Genomic DNA, 18,577 nt, shown 5'->3' with positions numbered 1-18,577 from the left:
TAGCTCCCCTCTTGAGACTGGGCGAGGGGAGTCATCCCCAATATCTGAAACCCCACTACACTAATGACCCCACTGTCCCCTTAGTAAGGGGAGGTGCCGCTGGCGGAGGGATAAAAATCTATAGACCTTGTTTGGAGACTTGGTACAAGCCTGTCTCGAATGTGAACCGCCAGATCAAGCTATTGCGGGTAGGGCCTCGACCAAAAGCCAATTGCCAGCGGCATTATAGCGGCCTTGCAAGGTCACAAGCTGGCCAGAGCTTAACTGGGCCAGGGCCTCGTTCACTTCTGGGCGCAGGGTCATCACCTCCCAGGCCTGCGGGATTCCTGCCAGGGTAAAGCGGTAGGTTTGCTCGGCAATGGCTTCAAAATGACCGGTATAGATGGGAGCGTCCGAATTAATTAACGGGGGACAAGCCTCAGGACAATTGCCATCCGGGGGATAATCCTGGGGATGCTCTAGGTAATGACGTTGCCACTGCAACCATTGGGGATGATCGAGGGGCAGGTTGTAGCAGGGAACAACCGCAGCCGGGGCCTGGGGATCGGTCAGTAAGGCCTCCTGTAGGGCTCGCACCGATAATTCCGCCGGTTCACAGCCCTGTTCTAAGCACAGGGCCGCGGCCAGTCCAGCCGCCTGACCAATATTGAGGACTAAAGGTTGGAGACGAGTGGTCCCGTTGGCCATGTGGGAAACGGAAATATTTTTTTCACAGACTAAGAGGCCCGTGACCGTCGCTGGCACCAGGGCCGGGTAGGGGATGGTGAAGGGCGTTCCTGTCCAGTTGCCGCCCCAGCGCAGGGATTTCGGGGCCAGGGGAAATTCCACACCGGGATAGTGATGATCGTTGGGGTAATTGCCGATGGCGATGCTGGCAACCTGTTGGTTGTAGATCGGTAGGGGAGCGACTTGGCCCTGGGGTAAAATCATCGATTCCGTGACTGTCATCAGGCCCTGGAGACGACGACTTTCGCGGTAGTAGGGATGGAGGGCAAAGGCCGTAGAGTGATTCCCGATTTTTGGAAAAAGACCTTCGGCCAGGCCTAAATGCTGGCCCAGATTGCTTTGCAGAAAATGGGCAAAGTTATAGCTATGGTCATAGGCTTCTTGGAGCAGGGCCTGACGCTCCGCTGGACTACCGACTAAACGGCTCAGATCCTGGCCGTAGTCATTACCGGCAATGGGCCAATTGATCATGAAACGCCCACCAGGGATGCGGCCATAATTCAAAAACATCTCGGGCCCGTAGTTCTGCCAGGCCGTGGCGAATTGTGCCGGGTTGTAGGGGCCAGGATTCTGGACGGGGGGAGCTACCGGATCGCCATAATCTTGAAGATAAAAAACCCAGGTGGGGGACTGGACGGGATAGCGTTGGGTTAAATCATTCCAGCTTGAGGGGGCGGTCACTTCCCCAAATTCCGACTGCAATTCCCAACCCCAACGGTAGGGGACTTCTCCCAGGGCCAGAACATCCCCTAATTCTGTGCCATCAATGGTCAGCTTGGCCCGGATTTCGTAATCTTCAAAGCGCACACCGAGAATGCGATCCCCCTGGCGCAAAACGGCTTGGGGCGTTTGGCCCTGAATCCATTGCAAGGAAGGCAGGGCCTGGGCCCAGTCTGCAAAGATCTGCGCTCCCAGTCGGGGATCAAAGGCAAAAAAGCTCACCCAGTTATGGTCTAGCCCTTCGGGTTGACGTTGTTGGAGGGCCCGTAAAAATTGGCCCCACAGGCCCGTCTGCCAGGCCGCCAATTCATTGCCATCGGGGGCCGCCACACCGGCCGCAGTTAACATGCCCCCCAGCCACGGGAATTCACTGACAAGGATAGTCGAAATTCCCCGACGGGCCGCTTGCAGGGCCGCCGCGGTTCCTCCGGTGCCACCGCCGACGATCAGCAGGTCTGTTGTTAATTGTTGGCAAACCATAGACGAATGAATTAAGCGTATTGTTTTAGGACTGTTTCAAACAGCATTGAGACCCAGCCGCTCAGGCCCAACGACATCAGAGACCCCACCCCTGCCGACGGAGGAGGGGTAAAATTCTGTCATTGTTGCTGGACGGGGGAGGGGATGATGGCTAAAACTAGGCCTTGCCCAGCAGGGGTTTCCAGCGATCCGGTTCAAAGGATTCTCCCTTCAGCATCCGATTCCAGTAGAGCCAGGGGAGGACATAGCGTTTCACCAACCACATGCTCCAGCGTTCCTGGGTGGGATCAAAGGGAAAGCTCGATTTTGGTTTATTGTCGTAATCAAACTCGGCCATGATCGTTTTGCCGTAGCCCGTCACCAGGGGACAACAGGTATAACCGCCGTACTGGCCCTGGGGCGTTTGGGACTGAATCAGGGCCAGCAAATTTTTGACGACCACCGGGGCCTGCTGACGAATCGCCGCCGCCGTGCGGGAAGTGGGCAAGGAAGACGCATCCCCCAAGCTGAAAATATTGGGATAGCGGTTGTGTTGGAGGGTAAATTTATGGACATCTACCCAGCCCTTACCAGGGCCATCGGGCACTGCCACCGCACTATTTTTAATAAAATCTGGCGCACTCATGGGCGGGGCCACATGCAGGAAGTCGTAGGGAATGGTTACGTCTTCCAGGCCCGTATCCGTGGTGACGGCAAAGACGGCTTCTCGACTTTCCGGTTTAATGGCCTTGAGGTTATGGCGATAGCGGACATCAATCTCCTTACCCGCTGCCACTTTTTCCAGGGCCTCGCAATAGCCTGGAACGCCAAAAATCTTGGCCACGGCGACCCCGTAAATAATCTGGGTCTTATCCCGCACGCCATTGCGCCGGAAGGTTTCATCGGCCAGGTACATAATTTTTTGGGGCGCACCGGCACATTTAATCGGCGTAGCTGGGAAAGTAAACAGGGCCGTTCCCCCTTTAAAATTGCGGAGGAGTTCCCAGGTGTAGGGGGCATAACGCCGGTCGTAGTTGCTAGTAACCCCATTTTTACCCAGGGCCTCTTGCAGGCCGGGAATCAAATGCCAATCGATCTGAATACCGGGGCAGATCACCAGGTAATCGTAGCTAATGGTGCGGCCATCCTGGGTGGTGACGCTATTTTGGTCGGGGTTGAGGCTTTCCACGCTGGCCTTGATCCACTGGGCCCCACTGGGAATACAATCTTTTTCAGCTTTGACCGTGGCCTCCATCGCATAGGCTCCGCCGCCGACCAACGTCCAGGCGGGTTGGTAGTAATGCTTATCCGAGGGTTCAATAATGGCAATATCAAGACGATGGTCTTGCTTTAACAATTGGGCTGTAACGGTGATACCTGCCGCACCGCCGCCAATAACAACAATTTGATGATGTAACGAGGTCATGACTTTCGGGCCTAAACTAGCCGCTAGCTTGCTTTCCAACCATAACCCAGGCTTTTTGTTCGGAGCGCGACCTGTTAAAGAAAGTTTATCAGCGTAGAATTTTCCAGCCCTGGCAAGTATCCTTCATCCGTTGATCTTCCAAGTTAAATTCACTGCGGAGTTGGTAGTTGCGTCCAGGATGAAAATAAGCACTATAAAAGAAAGAATGGGGGGCCTTCCCCACCAGGCAAATTTTGTCGCCGTCCTTAATTTGGTTAAAAATTTTCGGCTCTACCATCCAGCTATTGTCTCGAATTTGCTGGGCTAGGGGCTGAAAGGCCGGATAGCTAAAGAATTTATTGGTTTTTTGCACAAAGATCAGGATAAACACCAGGGCCACCAAGCCAAAGTATTCCGGCTTAAAAGGATTGCGCCATCCCGGTCGAGCCTGCGCCACCTGGCAGACTTGATACGTGTTGAGGGAAACCAGTACTATCATCCAATACATATAGTATCTAAGTTCGTAGGACTGGGGCATCCAGACCGTAACCCCCGTCATGGCCCCTAAAAACAACAGACGCAATTGACTGTCCCGGCCCCAATCGCGCCCACAGAGAACCCCAAACAGGACTAAGTTAAAGACCACGTAGGCCCCGAAATAGCCCCCCATGCCAAAGCGCTCCTCATTCCAGGAAATGAAATCCATGGCTAGCGTCCAGGGCCAGGGCCGACGGGCATCAAAGGCATCAATTTCTAATACAGAGCGGCCCCAACGCAACGGCGGCGGCAGTTGACGAATATGGGGGTGCATGAAGTTGGGAGATTCTTCTGTGTGGTTCAGTACCCGGCCCGCTAAGGTAATTTTGACGGGATAAACCGGATTTTGGTACAGCAGGATATTCTTGATCGGGGTGAAAAAAATCAACAGACTAGCCAGAACTCCCAGTCCAACTACCTTAGCAGTGGTTTTGAGATTGCTGGCCCGGTCAAGCTCCGGCTGCCAATAGTGGCGTAGGATCAACGGCAGGGCCGTCAATACCAGCAGGAAAACAATGGGAATAAGCTGGAGCTTGATGTTGGCCGCAGAAAAGGCCGCCAGGAACAGAATCAGCAGGATTTGGGGCGTCAGGGCCAATTTCTGGGCGTAGAGAAAATAGAGGGTCAAAATCAGAATGGCAATGCCTACGTTGCCCGGCAGGTCGATGTAGCTCCGCGCCGCGTGCATGTAAACCATGGGGATGGCCAGCAGTGACAGAGTAGCCAGATAAAAAGGAATTTGGGCCACTCGGACGAGATAGACCAGGAAAATGAGTAAACTGCTGTAGGCCACCAAGTTCGTCGCTTCAATGCGCTGAAAAATCACCCAAAACAGGCCCTGGAGCCAATTGGCTAGCAGGGGAAAGCCCAGAAAGCGATTTTCTGTGAAGTATTCAAAGGTGTATTGTTTCGGCGTGATGATGCCCCAGAGCCGAGCGGCAAAGGGGACGTGGTACATGAAGGCATCCCCGCCGTAGTTATAGTCAAAGAAGGCAATCAGAAAAATTAAAAAGAGGGCCACCGCGGCCAGGCCAGTGAGCAGGTAGCAAATGACCTTTAGGCTATCTAGGGTCTTGATCCAGGCCAGCAGAGGCAAGCGCCGCAGAGGGTTCTGCTCGTCTAAGCGATTCAGCACCGCCAAGCCACTCAAGAGAATACCAAGGAGCAAGAGAAAAGTACGGCCCAAGCGGAGGTCATTGCCATTAAAAACATTCCAGTAGCCCGCCACCCCTAGCATGGCCGCCAGGGCCACCAGACTATTGCCCCAGAGAAAGACCACATCCCCCATTAGATTGTCGAGGAGAACCGGGCCACTCAGCCGACTAGACCCCCGGTAGATCAACACGGTTACGATGGCGAGGACAAGGCCAAAACCAAAGCTGAGGAGGGGGACTAGCATGGAATTTTAGTAGGGGAAAATAAAAAATTTAGACGTAGAGGGCCGAAGACAGGGTTTTGAAGTTGGTGATTTCGGTAATTTTGGCCCCCTCCACTGTCAGAGTCGGGTCGCTGGTGCCGTGCTGAAATTCAAAATAGAGCGTGATTTGGCTGGTTTCCGGCAGGTCAATCACCCAATCCCGGTAGCTGGAAGCCAGTAGTTGGCTAAAGCCGTGGTAACGAAAAATTACCTTTTCGCCAATTTTGACACCGCACATCAGGTCATTTTGTTGGCCCTGGGCCGTAAAGTCGAGGTCGATCAGGTAGCGTCCTTTGTCTAGTACCAGGGTTTTGGTTAAATAGGTCGAACCATTGGCCCGTTGGCTAAAATCCGCAGTGGTCAGTTCCGTATGGGGCCGGAGGTCAAAGGGCGATTGGTAGGGTGTTTCTCCCAGGCGGTCACTGTGGATATAGAGGTTATTACGAATATCGGCCCCCTGAGGATAATCATCGGGGGTCTGAATTTCTCGGTAGGTGTTGAGGTCGATGGCCCGGTAGCCTAACTGCCGCAGAAAGTCGAGACAGCGCCGGTCATCCCGTTGAGTTTCGAGGATTAAGTGGGGTTTAGCGGCCTTGAGGGTGACTTCAAATCCTTGCAGGGCATCAAATTCGGCCCCTTCAATGTCCATCTTGACCAGATTGGGCGCGAGCTGAGTATGGCCGACAAAATCATCCAGGGCGATGGTCTTGACTTCGTAGGCCGACCCCTGGCCATGCTCGCTGTAGATGCTGTCGTTGAGATGGCTACCAAGGTAAATCTTGACCGTCTGGCCTGAGGTGTGATAGACGGCCTGGTGAAATAATTGGACGTTATGGCAACCACTCAACACCAAATTACGCTGGGTTTTATCGACAATCCGAGGGCTGGCCTCAAAGGCACAGACGACGCCTCTCGGGCCCACCATTCGCGACATCACCGTAGTTAGGCCCGCAAAATTGGCCCCGACATCAAAGACCACATCACCGGGTTTGCAGAGATCCCGCAGGGCGATCTGTACCGGTGGTTCCCAGAGATTTTCCTGGTACCAAGGGGCAATGCCGTAGAGGGTCACGCTGGCTAGTTTTTCCTCGACCCGTAGTTTTTTGTCAATTTCCGGGGCCAGAATCTTGGCCAATTTCAATTTCAGTTTGTCCTTGAGCTGATTGAACATCCGCTTATTTTTTCACCTCGGCAATATCAGTAAACCACAGGAAGGAATGTTGTTCGTGGCGGTTGTCGTTGAAAATTTTGTAGCTTGGCTGCTGGGCCTGCCGCTCTGTGGGCCACAAGGCCTGATGCTCCGCTTGAATTTGACTAACTAGTTGGCGGGTATCCAGCATTAATTTCAGCGGCGAAAAGCGACTCAATTTAGGCAGCCAATCCAGGGCCTGATAGGCTTGGTTTAGGGCCTCAATGCCGGGCAACAAACGCAGGGCTGGAGAATTTGGCTCAACGCTTTGCAGGTAGCGTCCCAGATTGACCGCATGGTCAAAGTCTGTACTGGTATGGCGACAGTAGGACTTGCGATAGCCCAGGCAATGGTACATGAGGTTCTCGACCTCCTCAGGACTACGGTGCTGGAAGGCATAGCGAACCCCCGCTAAGGTTCGGTGCAGATACCAGGCCCGCATATCCTCGATTTCGGCGTTGGGGCTTTGGGTGGTGCGCTCGTCGGGATAGTTCCAAAACAGGCCCAGGGTTTTATCCACCACTTTGCTTTGGATGAAGGGCATGACCCGGCTCTTAAATTCCGTATCACCGGCCCCGCGAAAACTCTGGTCGTAGTAGCCAAAGCGGTCATGAATGGACTTGCGATACAAGGCCCCGACCCAAGAAAGATAACAGGTCTCTAGGTACACCAAATCCTGCTCGTAGCCGGTGCGGTCGTAGGTCATCACATCGTTAACCCAACTGCCCCGCAAGTCCACGTTGGTCACTAGGCTATGGCCAATCACCCAATCCAGGGCCGGGTCGCGATCCAGCTCCCCCGCTAGGATTTCCAGGCAATCCGGCAGGATGGTTTCGTCCACCCCCAAAAAGGCCAGGTAGGGAGAACGGGCCAGCTTAATGCCACGATTCCAGGCGCTTTGAATCGTTTCCCGTTGAAAGGAGCGGACGTAGAGTAGGGGATAGCCCAATTGGGGGGCCAATTCCTGAAAAACGCGATATTCTCCTGTCGGAGAACCACTATCGACGAGAATCACCTCCGCTTCTCCCCGCCGGATCAGGGTCTGATGCTGGAGGGTTTTCAAAAAATAGGCCAATTTTGCTTCGGCATTGTAGAGGGAGACGATAATGGTGGCCCGATAATCCCCCTGGCCCCGACGGTCATCCCAGATCTCGTACTGGTCATCGGCGGGATTGGTGAGGCTATCCAGACGGGCCTGTTCCATTAGTTGGAAACACCGCTCTTCCCGCTCAGCGGATTGACCGTAGAGAGCCGCCACGGCCTGGGCCTCCTTGGGGAAGTTCTTTTCCTGGAGCGTTCTCAATACAAAAGGCAAATCTCCAAATTGATCCCGGCCTAGGGCCCGCATGGCCCGGAGCTTATAGGTCGCTGTCACTAGGGTATTGCCCCGCAATTCCTCCACCCGTGCCGCTTCCCGCCAGAGCCGTACTCGATCAATACGATAATTCGTGCTTAGTTTGCCCCGTATCCCCTGAAACTCCGTTTCGTATTCCGACCCCACGCGCCAACACTGCTGAATTTTGTAGGCCAAATCTTTACGGGTCTGTTCCCCAAAATTAAAGGTTTCCTTGTATTTTTTCAGTAGAAAAGGGGCCTTGATCGTCTGGAAGGTTTGGGCCTCGCTCAAGGGCCGGGTCAGTTGCCGTTGCAGATTTCCCTTCGTTTGTTTGAGGTTTTGCTTGAGTTGTTTGAGGGAGGGTTTAAGACTGGTTTTCAATGCCTTAACGGGAGGCAGTTGACTCAGACTAAAGCCGCCTTGGAGGGATTGCCAATAGCTAATTAATTGATCGTACCAAATCTGCAATTCTTCCCGCACCTCAGGATTGTACTGGCCGGGTTGCTCATAGATGTGCTGAATGTCCGGGCCTTGGGGATGGAAAGCCAGTTGATTTAAGCTTTCAACAAGGTGGCGACGGTAGTCCTCATAGTGCTCTAGTATGTATTGAATTTTCGGCAAAGAAGCGTAAATATTCTCGATATCCAGCTTAACGAAGGGAATTTGGGGGAAATCTTCTTCCAGTAAGCGACAAACCCCGGCCCCACTGCCAATCACCGTTGGACAACCCGCAAAGAGAGATTCCAGGGCTACCAGGTTCAGGGTATCGTAGCGGGAGGGCACAAAGGTAACGGTTTTCTGGGCAAAGCGGGCCAGCAATTCATTGGGGCTTTGGGGTGGTAATAGTTGCACGAGATCCGAACGATTCTGCAACATCTTCCGCAGAAAAGATTCCGAGGAAATCGTGCCGGTTTCATCAAAACTATGGGGACCAATGATCGTCGCTTGGCTGTAATGAGTTTTTGGCAACCACCAGGCCAGGTCAATAAAAATATCTGGCCCCTTACGTTTTTCCGTGCGGCCGATAAAGGTTAGCTGGGGCGGTTCCGTCTTGGGAATGGCCTGGGTCGGCTTCGGCAGATCAAAAAAGTGGAGGGGATGGTAATAATGGGAAGGTAACGGACTCTGCTGATGCCATTCCTCTAAATAGCTTTTGCTAATGCCGTAGCGGAGATCAACGGTGTTGTACTGTTTGCTTTCTTCGAGGTCGAGGGGAATATTTTCCTGGCCGTAGGTGAACCAATCCAGTTTCAGAGTGGTGGAAATAACGCCATGCATGGACAGGGCCACTTTCTGGTGTTCCACTCGGTAGTAGCCCAGGGCCGCCGGTAGGAACAGGCCCCATTGTTCGTAATCAGGGCAATCCACCACATCAAACTGCATGCCGGCCACCGAAGCGGCGATATTGCTGGCCCGGACAAAGGAACGATAGACCCACTTGGGCGGTGTCACATCAAAAAAGTTCTTAAAGTCTGCCAGAAAATGGATTTCTTGGTAGGGAATGGCCTGGACATTAGCAGGCCGCTGAATATCCCTGGCTTCCTTGTGGGCAATGTAATAGAAATTAATCTCAGGATTTTTAAGAATCAGGTTTCGGTAAAATGTTTGGCCACCGCCGACCTTCGCAAAGAGGTCAAAATCTGCAATCAGAACTTTCATAAATATTGGTATCAGTACAATAAATCAACAAGGGCGGCATGACCGCAGAAACAAGAATTCCTAGGTTGGCCGGGCGATTAAATCAAGGATTAAATCTCCATAGCCCTGGTAGAGGTGGCGGTAGTCGTAGCCCTGGGCAAATTGCTGGGCCTGTTGCCCCAGGCCTTGGTAAGCCTCGGGTTGGCTAAAAATTTGCTGAATCCGGGCAGGATAGTCATCCAAGGTATCACAAATGAGGCAGTTTAACCCTGCTGTTACCGGATAGCCCCGAAAGGCAATACTCGTTCCTAAAATCACTTTGCCGTAGGCCATGGCCTCAATGGTTTTCACCGACATGCCGGTGCCGCTGGTGAGGGGAATTAAGACTAAAAATGCCTGACGATACAACCAACCCAACTGCTCCTGAGAAACTTTTCCCAGGGCCCAGCAATTCCCCTGACGCTGGGGAGAACTGCAACTGCCGGCGATGACGATATCCCAGGTTTGCCCCCCGGCCTGGCTCCAATTTTTGAGTTGTTCGACGGCTTCCAAATTAGGGCTGTGCTGACTGCCCACGAAGAGACAAAAGGGTTTACGCCAATCCCGTTGACTGGCCAAAGAATCGAACAAATCTGGCTCCAAGGCCTCTGACTGTTGAATTTGAGCGTAGTCAATGCCGATGGGAATGCACAGACTGGTCAGGCCCCAGTCGGCAAAAAAGGCCTGGTCAAGGGGGGAAAGGGTAATAACAGCGTTAGCGAGTTTAAGGGCCTGTAATTCTTCGTAGAGGGCAATGGGGGCCAAGGCACTAGTAGCCGCTAACTGCTTGGCCAAAACATCATGGGCCGTCAAAATGAGTGGTCGGCCCTGGCGTTGACACATCGGCCCAACCAAAGCCCCCCAGAAGGGATATTCGAGAATCACCGCATCGGCCTCAGCGATAATGGCTTCCAGCCAGGCCTGGAAATGGGGGTCGTGGCGGAAGGAATAGTAGATCCAGGGCAACCAATGGCGGGTTTCTTCAGATGTCTCTCGGTCGACCTGAGTCTTGAGATGATGATTTTGCTTAAATTCCTGGGCCGCCTGCCAAGTTTGATAGGCCTGTTGATAGACATTCTGGACGAGAGGGGCCTGGTCAAACTGCGGTCGATGGTACTCAAAATAAACTTGGTTATGCCATCCCGCCGGTCGCTCGCCAATGCTAAACACGCTGACTTCAAAACCCTGCTCTTGCAGGTAATCCACCATCAGGCCCGTTCGTTGACTGGCCCCACTTTGGCGCTCAGGCAGGTCTCCCCAGGGATAAAGAACCGCAATCTTGAGGCCCTGGCTTTTTTTCGGTATGGCTATCGGACTGGTGAGGGCCTTTTCCGGTAAAACTAACGGCAAGATCTGGTTGAGTTGTTGTTGAATAAAAGCCTGTTCTAGGTTGCGTTGGGCCGGAATGCTCTGCTGGTGAGAACGAAGGGGATAAATTTGGGAATGGCCCGTTAGCTCGGCCAATTTTTCCGCCAGTACGGGAGAGGTGGGCAATAAAACCCGGGCCTTTTGCAGGACTGCGATTTCCGCCGCCAGTTCCTGGGGGTTAATCTCCCGCTGATGCTGTTGAGCGTAGCAATAGCTCTGAACGGTCTGAATCGTGATTAGGACGGGGTGGCCGACGTTTACCTGCTCCAAGCCAGCCCAACAGAGGGGATTATCTAAGCAAATGAAATCTGGCCCCAGGGCCTGCCAGTTTTGAGGGAAAGCGACTTGTTGCCAGGCCTGCCAATCCTGGAACCAACCTTGGCCCAGGGGGGAGTCTGTTGGGAAGCTCAGCCAGTGGCAATAGGTAACACCCAGACGCTTTAAGGTTTGGCCCCAGCGAGCTTTTTCGACTGAGACGGTGGATTCTGGCCCATAGACCAGGACAAAGAGCCGATAACCCCGTTGGCCCCAGTACCGCAGAATAGGCTCTAGTGCTCGAATACTTTCCAACGCGATTACAAACAACAGGGCCGGAATCCGACTTTCTGGCTCTGGTTCAGGCCTCAACAAAATTTGTAGTAGTCGGTCGGGGGATTGCTGTTGCCGCCACTGAGGAGCATAGGCCTGGGCCGCTTCCGTCAGGTCCGTTAAATTGTCTAGAGCACTGATCACCGCCTGGGGTAACTTGCCGGGATGGACATAAATGCGACCCCGCTGGTCATCGACCTGTTGGGCCAACCAACTGCCAGCGGGAACGACGACGGGTTTACCGGCCGCCAGGGCCTCCGTTAACACCCCGGAAGTGCGTTGATAGCTCTGGGGATCGTAGGGCAACACAACGAGATCTGCACTGACCAGGAGTTGATAATAGTCCTCTGGGGTTAGGGGGGCCTCAATTAGTTGCACTTTAGCCCTGGGGTATTGGGCCAGACTGATCTTGGCCGCCAGGATGCCCGGTTCTCCTCCCTGGACGTTGTAGTTGGATTGGATAGTGAAGCGGACTTTGCCGGGTTGGAGGTAGTCGTCCCAAAGCTGGGCCACCAGGGCCGGCAGATGTTGATAGCCTTTTTCAGAGCGGGCGTCCCCTAAATAGACGAGGTGAATCGGTTGAGCGGGGTCAGGCTCTGGGGTGAGGCTTAATTTTTCCTGGCGGAAGGGAATCGGAATTTGGCCCAGACGAATGGGACTCAGGGCCTCATGATTGCGGACAAGGTCTTCTGTATCAGTGTAGAAGCGAATTTTACTGGGCCAGAGTTGACTACTGTAATAGGTCTGTAAACATCCCGTTAGGCCTAGACCCGGAGCATTCAGTACCAAAGGTTCGTCGGGGTCTCGGCGGAGCAAAATATGGAAAAGCGGTAGGGCCTCTCGCGCTTGCCCTTGCAAAAAAATGAATAGTTCCTCTAATTGTTCAATGCCAATGGTGTGGATAAAAACCTGGTCTTGGGCCGTTAATCCTAGACTCGGCAATATCTCCGCCAGACTCTGGCCAAAGGAGCAGTAGGGCAACGTTTGGGTTCCGGTTGGGCCAACCTCCTGCTGGGTAGGCCGGAGGGATTGACCGGCAAACCGCAGGCCACCCCAGAGGGTTTTAAGTAAACCGACGGTGAGATGGCTAAAGGGAATGGCCTTGAGAGCCTCCCGGTCTTTTTGCCACCAAAGCCCCAAGCGTTCTCGACTGCCCTGGAGTTTTTCCCGGAACTTGGCCCCTTGAGCAGTTTGGGCCCAGTCTTGCCACCAGGAAATCACTGACTCCTCGACCGCTACGGTCTGGGATGACTCTTGGCCGCCGGTTTGATTCAACCAATCCACCTCAAACACTGGCATAATCGGGATCGAATCGGGCGTTGGGGAGGAATTAAACTGTCGGTGAGCCAAGATCAGAGGATCATAGCCCGCTCGCTGTGCCGCTTCCGCAATACTCAGACTGCATTCGTAATGATGGCCCTGTAAGTCCCGCAGAGAATGGTCAATAACAATAAATTTGTGCATCAGTACACCAGGTCAGCATCCCTAATAATAGGAGGCAACTTCCTCCACCTCAAGCCATGTTACTGAACTATGATCCCAGGTCTTGTCTGCCCTCAGTATTGATCCGGAGTAACTGTAAATTCTAGAGCGTCCAACTATGGCAGAGACATTAGCCATTACCACCCAAGGCCTGACCAAACAATTTGAGCGTCAGCGGGCCGTCAATAACGTTGACCTTGAAGTTCCCGAAGGAGCCGTCTATGGTCTCATTGGCCCTAATGGGGCTGGCAAGACTACCTTAATCCGCCTATTAGCCATGGCCGAAGAAGCCTCCACGGGGGAAATCTTTCTCTTTGGCGACCGGCTGATACCGGGGGAAGACAATCTCCGCCTCAAGCAATATCTGGGCTATCTTCCCGATGACTATCCCCTCTACGACAATTTAACCGTCTGGGATTACCTCGACTACTTTGCCCGCTTGTACTTTTTAACCACGCCCCACCGCCGCCACCGTATCCAAGAGGTTTTAGAACTGGTGCAGTTGACCAGTAAACGCCAGAGCAAAATTCGCACCCTTTCTCGGGGTATGAAACAGCGACTCAGTCTAGCCCGCACCATTATCCATGAGCCGGTTTTACTCTTACTGGATGAGCCGGTATCGGGGCTAGACCCCCTGGCCCGGATGCAGTTTCGGGAAATTATCAAGGTTCTGCAAAAGGCCGGGATGACCATTCTGATTTCCTCCCACGTCCTCAGTGACCTAGCGGAGCTTTGTACGGCCGTGGGCATCATGGAACTGGGCTGTTTGGTGGAAAGCACCTCTTTGGAGGCCCTTTACCGACGATTAGGAAGACAGCAAATTCGCATCAAGGCCCTGGAGCGCTTAGCTGACCTCCACCATTGGTTAAGTCAGTATCCCGGTGTTGATTCCTTAGATCTGAATTTAGACAAACAACAAATCACCCTGGCTTTTAGTGGTGAAGCATCAGCCAGTGCTGATTTACTTCGGGCCCTGGTTCTGGAAGGATTTCCGCTGACAGAGTTTCAACTGCTCCAGGAAAATCTGGAGGAAATTTTTCTCAAATTAGGACATCAACAGGTGTCCTGAGATGACTGACTTACCTTTACTAAGTATTTGTATTCCGGCTTATAATCGGCCGGTTTGGTTGCGGCGGGGTTTGGAATCCATTGCCGAAAGTGCCGGGGTGGGAATCGAGGTGGTGATTACGGATGATTCGGATACGGATCAGGGAAGGGATATTGCGGCTGAGGTGTTTGCCGGGTGGTCTGGGGTTTGGCGGTATGAACACCATGAACGGCCGTTGGGGATGGCGCAAAATTGGAACCGGGCCATTCAATGGGCGACGGGGCGGTATGTGGTGATCCTCCATGATGATGATTTTTTTGTGGCGGGGGGGCTGGATCGGTTGGTGGCGCAGTTACGGGGATTGGCGAATCAGTATCCGGTGATGTTGTTTGGGGTGCGGGTGGTGGATGAGCAGGAACGGGTGATGAAGCGGCAGGTTTTTGCTCAAGATCGTTATTTATCACCCCAGGAGGCGTTGATGCGCTTATTTTCTAATTCGTCGTTTGTGCGGTTTCCGGGCATGGTGATACAACGGCCGGTGTTTACTGAGGTGGGTTTTTTTAATCCGGATTGGCGGGAACCCTGTGATCTGGAGATGTGGATGCGGTTGTTTTCTTGCTATGGTGTGTATTGTTGTCAGGAGGTGACGGTGGCCTATCGGGTGCATTCCCAGGCCTTAACAATGGGGTCATTTCATAGAGAGACCGTAAAAATATTGCTGGCGTTGTTTGGGGAGTTGGAAAAGCTAAATATTTTGGCGACAGCAGAGATTAGTCGGTGCAAGGGCGCATTTTTTCATCAATATGTGTTATCAGGGGCCTGGCGGCAGTTGCAGCGGGGCCGTTGGCGGCAGTTTCAGGAGGTGATGGGATTATTGGAGTTGCCGGCGTTGAGGGGGTTAGATTGTCCGCTGAGGTGGCGATTTTTGAAGGGGGTGTTTTCTGTCTTCGCCCAGGTATTGAAGGGTTAGGGCTACCAGGTTTTAGGGCGAAATTTAGCATCGTTTAAAATCATCAGATCTTTGCCGGATTGGGCAATGACAAAGAGGCCTTTGCGGTAGGCATAGCTGGCAATCTGAGCGGGCACTACCATGGCGGCCACAGCTCCCAGTATTTTGAGGGGTTGGTAACGGGGCAGGAGTTGCCAGACTTCTTGGGGGGTGGTGGCCATGGAATAGGAGAAGAGAGAGTAGCTCTATTTTAATCCTGGGTCAGGCAGGGTTGACTGGGCCTAGGATCGCCAGGTTTTGCCGAGCTTGTCGATGAGGCCAGGGTAAAAGCCGAGGCCAGATGCCCCGATTTTCAACTCTGGAGCCAGCTAAAGATTTCCTGGGCGCTTAAAGTTAGGGGCAGATCGCTAGGAACGGGGAGAATGCTATCACCTCGGCAAATGAGAAGGGGCTGATGGGGCTGAAAAACCAAGATAATTTCTTCGAGGGGATCGATTAACCAAGCTAATTGGGTTCCTTCTTCTAGGCAGGTTTGAATTTTAGTGATAATTTTGGTGCTTCTTTGGTCGGGGAATAAAATTTCAATGAGCCAATCGGGGGCTCCTTCTAAGGGTTGATTGGTGGTGGGTAGTCGGGCGGTGTGGGTGATGGCAATATCGGGAACGATGGAGTTGGTACTCAGGACACAACGAAATTCAGGGAGAGCTTCATAGATGGTGCTGGCATTATCAATTTTGGCAACGAGGCGTTTTTGCAGTCGGCTGTGATACAAGGTGGGCATTGGTTTTTGGCTGGGCACTTGGTTGATGAGTTCCCAGGCGGGGGATTCTTCAATGTTGGGTAGTTGCAGAAAATCCTTGAGGGTAAGGGGGGAAAGGGCTAGGGTCATTTTTAATGATTGGTGCATGGGTTTAGCCCGATTATAAAGTCTTTTTCGGGGAGGATTGGGGCTAGGCCTAGGGCAGCCAGGTTTTGCCGAGTTTGCCGATAAGGCCATGATAAAAACCAAGGCAGGATGCCCAGATTTTTAGTAGTTTTTGGTCGGGTTCGTAGATGATAATTTTGCCAATTTTTTTGATTAGGCTTTTGATACGGTGGAGGTAGGAGAGGGTTCTGTAATAGGGGTGATCAGAAAGGCGGGTTTCAATATAAGTATGATTACGGTTGATGTAGTAGTAACGTAGGGGAGAATAGATATAGATAGGATGGTCTTTATTCAGATGAGTGAGGTATGTGCCAAAGTTATGTTGCATGGTGGTCTTTTCGCTAACGCAGATGTGATAACCCTGTTTTCTCAGGTTGAGGCAGTATTCCCAATCCACGCCATCAATAAATAAGTCAGGGTTAGGGAGAGGAATATTTTTAGCAGCTTGGAGATTAATAAGAGAGCCAGAAGTGATAACAACATCACACTGATAAAGGCTCTCCTGATAATAATCAACTTTATTGGGTAATCTCCAATTTAATTGATACTTATTTAAGTAACCATTAGCTAGTCTTATTTGAGATTGTGAATCAATTACAGTAGGAGAAATAATAGCAACAGGAATATGGTTTTTGTCAAGATAATTATATTCTGAAAGCATTATTTGAAGGCTATTAGGAGCAATTTGGCTATCTTGATCAAATGCCCAAATGAAGTCATATTCATTATCTAAAAACCATTGCATAGAAGTACTTAATCCTCCTGCTACACCAATATTATTAGGGCAATGCTTGATAATATGTGGAATGGAAATAGATATATTTAAACTGGCGGGAGAATTGTCAACAATAAATATAAAATCTACTGCGTGTGACTGTGATACAAGGTATTCAATCGTTTTTTGTATGAGATAACTATCTCTATAGCCAGTAATATAGGCACCAATTTTTATAAAATTTGCTTTATTTCTACGATAACTCATGCTATGATTTAAAAATCTGTTTAAATTTTATAGGTAGTGGTCTTAGTATAAAGAAGATAATTATGAATTTTATAAAACCATGATAAAAATAATATAAAAATCCAATTTTTCCAAACACTGATTCGTATGCTGATACCTGTATCTTCCAATAAGATGGCGATGTTTGTAGAAAAAAATCATGCCAATATTGTTTAAATGATTTTTTAGAGTACAACCATGATGCATTTTGGGGATTTTGAGAACAAAAAGAAATAGCTCCTCCGTGAATATAAAGCTTAAAGCCATTTTTAAGAGCGTTATTTGTGTAAACAAAGTCTCCTAAATGATGAGGGAATATTTTGTTATCTGGGTAGCCAATTTTATCTATTAAGTTCCGACTAAAACATACTAAATTTCCGTTTAAAGCATCACATTCTATTATCGATTTAGATTGACAATGAATTGCCTTAAAATATTTTCTTTTTGTTGAAATACCAGCATAACTGGGTTCTAAAGTAGAAGAATCAATACATTGTGATCCAATAATTAAATCAGGATCTTGATGGCAAAAAAACAATAATTTATCGATAGTTCCTTTTTGAGGATAACAATCATCATTTAGCCAAATAAAATAGTTGGCACTCTGCTCGTATGCATATTCCATACCCATGCGAATAGCACCAGTCCACCAAAGATTACCATCGCCTTGTAAAAGGATAACCTTAGGATATTCAGACTTGATAAACTCACTAGTGCCATCAGTTGATCCATCATCGATAATAATGACCTGATAAATATCTAGATCGCCATTTCTTTTCAAATTATTTAAGCAGTTTGTGGTAACAAGCTTTCTATTGTGTACAGGTATTATGATATAGGTGTTTTTTTTGGGGGCAAGCATTTTTATTCAGCTAGAATTATATTTTTTTGACCTTCCAGGTTTTTTCTTCAATAGAGTAAATACATAAATTATGCTCATCCTTGATTTTTATTTTAACTAGAATTTGTCTGATAACATGAGGCAGTTTAATATATCTCTTTAAACCAAGAATAAAACTTGAGATTATCGAAGGATAACAATAGCCACCATATTTTATTAAACTTTCCTTCGCCTCTTGACAGTAATTATCATATTCAATAACGGATTTCTGATCGCCGTATAAACGAAAACCACCTAAAGGGACTTCTACCGTATAAAGCTTTGCTTGTTGATAAAATCTAGTCCAAAGTTCAAAATCACCTGCTAATCTTAACGAAGAATCCAGTTTAGCTCCTGTCCTTTCCCAGAGTGAGCGTCGCCAAAAAACAGATTCTTGTTGAATACAATACTTTGGTAAGTTTTCACCTCGCATAAATCCGCTATAGGTGTAGCCTCCTCTAGAGAGAAAAGAAACTGGATTACCCTGTCTATCCCAAATGAGCGGACACAGAGTAGTTAACCACTCAACTTGAAGGAGTGATTTAAACACTTGAGCTATAACATTAAAAGCCCAAGGAGTATACTTATCATCGGAGTTTATCCAAGCCATGATCTCTCCTGTCGTTTGTGCAAAACCCTTATTAATTGCATCGTATTGACCTCTGTCTGGCTCACTAATCCAATACGTTAAATGATCTTGGTATTTACGAATTATATCAATACTATTGTCAGTAGATCCTCCATCAATAATGACATATTCAAGATTAGGATAATTTTGCGATAAAACAGAAAAAATGGTTTCTTCTAGAAATTCTCCTTGGTTAAAGGAAGGAGTGACAATGCTGATTTTTGGCAATGTTTGATTTATCAT

The 18,577-nt window shown here is 50.2% G+C and carries 13 protein-coding genes; 2 read left to right on the top strand and 11 right to left on the bottom strand.

Annotated elements, in window-relative coordinates; translation table 11 throughout:
* Positions 1–174: 174 nt before the first annotated feature.
* The 6 genes from ABXS88_RS07310 to ABXS88_RS07285 all read right to left on the bottom strand — a co-directional run bounded on the left by ABXS88_RS07310 (position 175) and on the right by ABXS88_RS07285 (position 12,886).
* Positions 175–1,926 (bottom strand): FAD-dependent oxidoreductase, encoded by a 1,752-nt coding sequence (locus ABXS88_RS07310; RefSeq protein ID WP_353674524.1) that lies wholly within the window; start codon positions 1,924–1,926, stop codon positions 175–177.
* Between the two features lie 157 nt (positions 1,927–2,083).
* On the bottom strand, positions 2,084–3,331 hold the full coding sequence (locus ABXS88_RS07305) for an FAD/NAD(P)-binding oxidoreductase (RefSeq protein ID WP_353674523.1): 1,248 nt from the start codon (positions 3,329–3,331) through the stop codon (positions 2,084–2,086).
* 88 nt (positions 3,332–3,419) lie between these two features.
* Positions 3,420–5,246: a hypothetical protein gene (locus tag ABXS88_RS07300; RefSeq protein ID WP_353674522.1), complete on the bottom strand. Its 1,827-nt coding sequence runs from the start codon at positions 5,244–5,246 to the stop codon at positions 3,420–3,422.
* A gap of 28 nt (positions 5,247–5,274) precedes the next feature.
* Positions 5,275–6,435: an FkbM family methyltransferase gene (locus tag ABXS88_RS07295; protein WP_353674521.1), complete on the bottom strand. Its 1,161-nt coding sequence runs from the start codon at positions 6,433–6,435 to the stop codon at positions 5,275–5,277.
* A 4-nt stretch (positions 6,436–6,439) separates the two neighbouring features.
* A complete protein-coding gene (locus ABXS88_RS07290; protein WP_353674520.1) occupies positions 6,440–9,448 on the bottom strand; it encodes a glycosyltransferase in 3,009 nt (1,002 codons plus the stop codon).
* Positions 9,449–9,508: 60 nt separating this feature from the next.
* Positions 9,509–12,886, bottom strand: coding sequence for a glycosyltransferase (locus ABXS88_RS07285; RefSeq protein WP_353674519.1), 3,378 nt, complete (start codon positions 12,884–12,886; stop codon positions 9,509–9,511).
* Positions 12,887–13,022: 136 nt separating this feature from the next.
* Here ABXS88_RS07285 and ABXS88_RS07280 point away from each other — a divergent pair, with 136 nt between their 5' ends.
* Together ABXS88_RS07280 and ABXS88_RS07275 are read left to right on the top strand one after the other, a co-directional pair.
* The gene (locus tag ABXS88_RS07280; protein ID WP_353674518.1) at positions 13,023–13,973 is read left to right on the top strand and encodes an ABC transporter ATP-binding protein; all 951 of its coding nucleotides are present in this window, start codon (positions 13,023–13,025) and stop codon (positions 13,971–13,973) included.
* Between the two features lies 1 nt (position 13,974).
* Entirely contained in the window at positions 13,975–14,922 is a 948-nt protein-coding gene (locus ABXS88_RS07275; RefSeq protein ID WP_353674517.1) for a glycosyltransferase family 2 protein, read from the top strand.
* A 2-nt stretch (positions 14,923–14,924) separates the two neighbouring features.
* Here the strand turns inward: ABXS88_RS07275 and ABXS88_RS07270 are convergent, their stop codons facing one another.
* The 5 genes from ABXS88_RS07270 to ABXS88_RS07250 form a co-directional block, all read right to left on the bottom strand.
* Positions 14,925–15,122, bottom strand: coding sequence for a hypothetical protein (locus ABXS88_RS07270; RefSeq protein ID WP_353674516.1), 198 nt, complete (start codon positions 15,120–15,122; stop codon positions 14,925–14,927).
* Positions 15,123–15,253: 131 nt separating this feature from the next.
* Positions 15,254–15,808 carry a Uma2 family endonuclease gene (locus ABXS88_RS07265; protein ID WP_353674515.1) on the bottom strand — a complete coding sequence of 185 codons (555 nt, stop codon included), beginning with the start codon at positions 15,806–15,808 and terminating at the stop codon, positions 15,254–15,256.
* Between the two features lie 49 nt (positions 15,809–15,857).
* Positions 15,858–16,808 (bottom strand): hypothetical protein, encoded by a 951-nt coding sequence (locus ABXS88_RS07260; protein WP_353674514.1) that lies wholly within the window; start codon positions 16,806–16,808, stop codon positions 15,858–15,860.
* 1 nt (position 16,809) lies between these two features.
* Entirely contained in the window at positions 16,810–17,688 is an 879-nt protein-coding gene (locus ABXS88_RS07255; protein ID WP_353674513.1) for a glycosyltransferase family 2 protein, read from the bottom strand.
* A 16-nt stretch (positions 17,689–17,704) separates the two neighbouring features.
* Positions 17,705–18,577 carry a glycosyltransferase family 2 protein gene (locus ABXS88_RS07250; protein ID WP_353674512.1) on the bottom strand — a complete coding sequence of 291 codons (873 nt, stop codon included), beginning with the start codon at positions 18,575–18,577 and terminating at the stop codon, positions 17,705–17,707.

The organism is Synechocystis sp. LKSZ1, assembly GCF_040436315.1.
Classification (GTDB): Bacteria; Cyanobacteriota; Cyanobacteriia; order Cyanobacteriales; family Microcystaceae; genus Synechocystis.
The sequence above is the reverse complement of the archived record's forward strand: the minus strand, read 5'-3'. Positions and strand labels throughout refer to the sequence as shown.

Excerpts from the sequence above, each read along its gene's own strand:
- ABXS88_RS07250 (WP_353674512.1), bottom strand. The coding sequence starts at position 18,577 with ATGATAAATCAAACATTGCCAAAAATCAGCATTGTCACTCCTTCCTTT.
- ABXS88_RS07270 (WP_353674516.1), bottom strand. The coding sequence starts at position 15,122 with ATGGCCACCACCCCCCAAGAAGTCTGGCAACTCCTGCCCCGTTACCAA.
- ABXS88_RS07310 (WP_353674524.1), bottom strand. The coding sequence starts at position 1,926 with ATGGTTTGCCAACAATTAACAACAGACCTGCTGATCGTCGGCGGTGGC.
- ABXS88_RS07290 (WP_353674520.1), bottom strand. The coding sequence starts at position 9,448 with ATGAAAGTTCTGATTGCAGATTTTGACCTCTTTGCGAAGGTCGGCGGT.
- ABXS88_RS07265 (WP_353674515.1), bottom strand. The coding sequence starts at position 15,808 with ATGCACCAATCATTAAAAATGACCCTAGCCCTTTCCCCCCTTACCCTC.
- ABXS88_RS07275 (WP_353674517.1), top strand. The coding sequence starts at position 13,975 with ATGACTGACTTACCTTTACTAAGTATTTGTATTCCGGCTTATAATCGG.
- ABXS88_RS07295 (WP_353674521.1), bottom strand. The coding sequence starts at position 6,435 with ATGTTCAATCAGCTCAAGGACAAACTGAAATTGAAATTGGCCAAGATT.
- ABXS88_RS07280 (WP_353674518.1), top strand. The coding sequence starts at position 13,023 with ATGGCAGAGACATTAGCCATTACCACCCAAGGCCTGACCAAACAATTT.
- ABXS88_RS07305 (WP_353674523.1), bottom strand. The coding sequence starts at position 3,331 with ATGACCTCGTTACATCATCAAATTGTTGTTATTGGCGGCGGTGCGGCA.
- ABXS88_RS07300 (WP_353674522.1), bottom strand. The coding sequence starts at position 5,246 with ATGCTAGTCCCCCTCCTCAGCTTTGGTTTTGGCCTTGTCCTCGCCATC.
- ABXS88_RS07285 (WP_353674519.1), bottom strand. The coding sequence starts at position 12,886 with ATGCACAAATTTATTGTTATTGACCATTCTCTGCGGGACTTACAGGGC.
- ABXS88_RS07255 (WP_353674513.1), bottom strand. The coding sequence starts at position 17,688 with ATGCTTGCCCCCAAAAAAAACACCTATATCATAATACCTGTACACAAT.
- ABXS88_RS07260 (WP_353674514.1), bottom strand. The coding sequence starts at position 16,808 with ATGAGTTATCGTAGAAATAAAGCAAATTTTATAAAAATTGGTGCCTAT.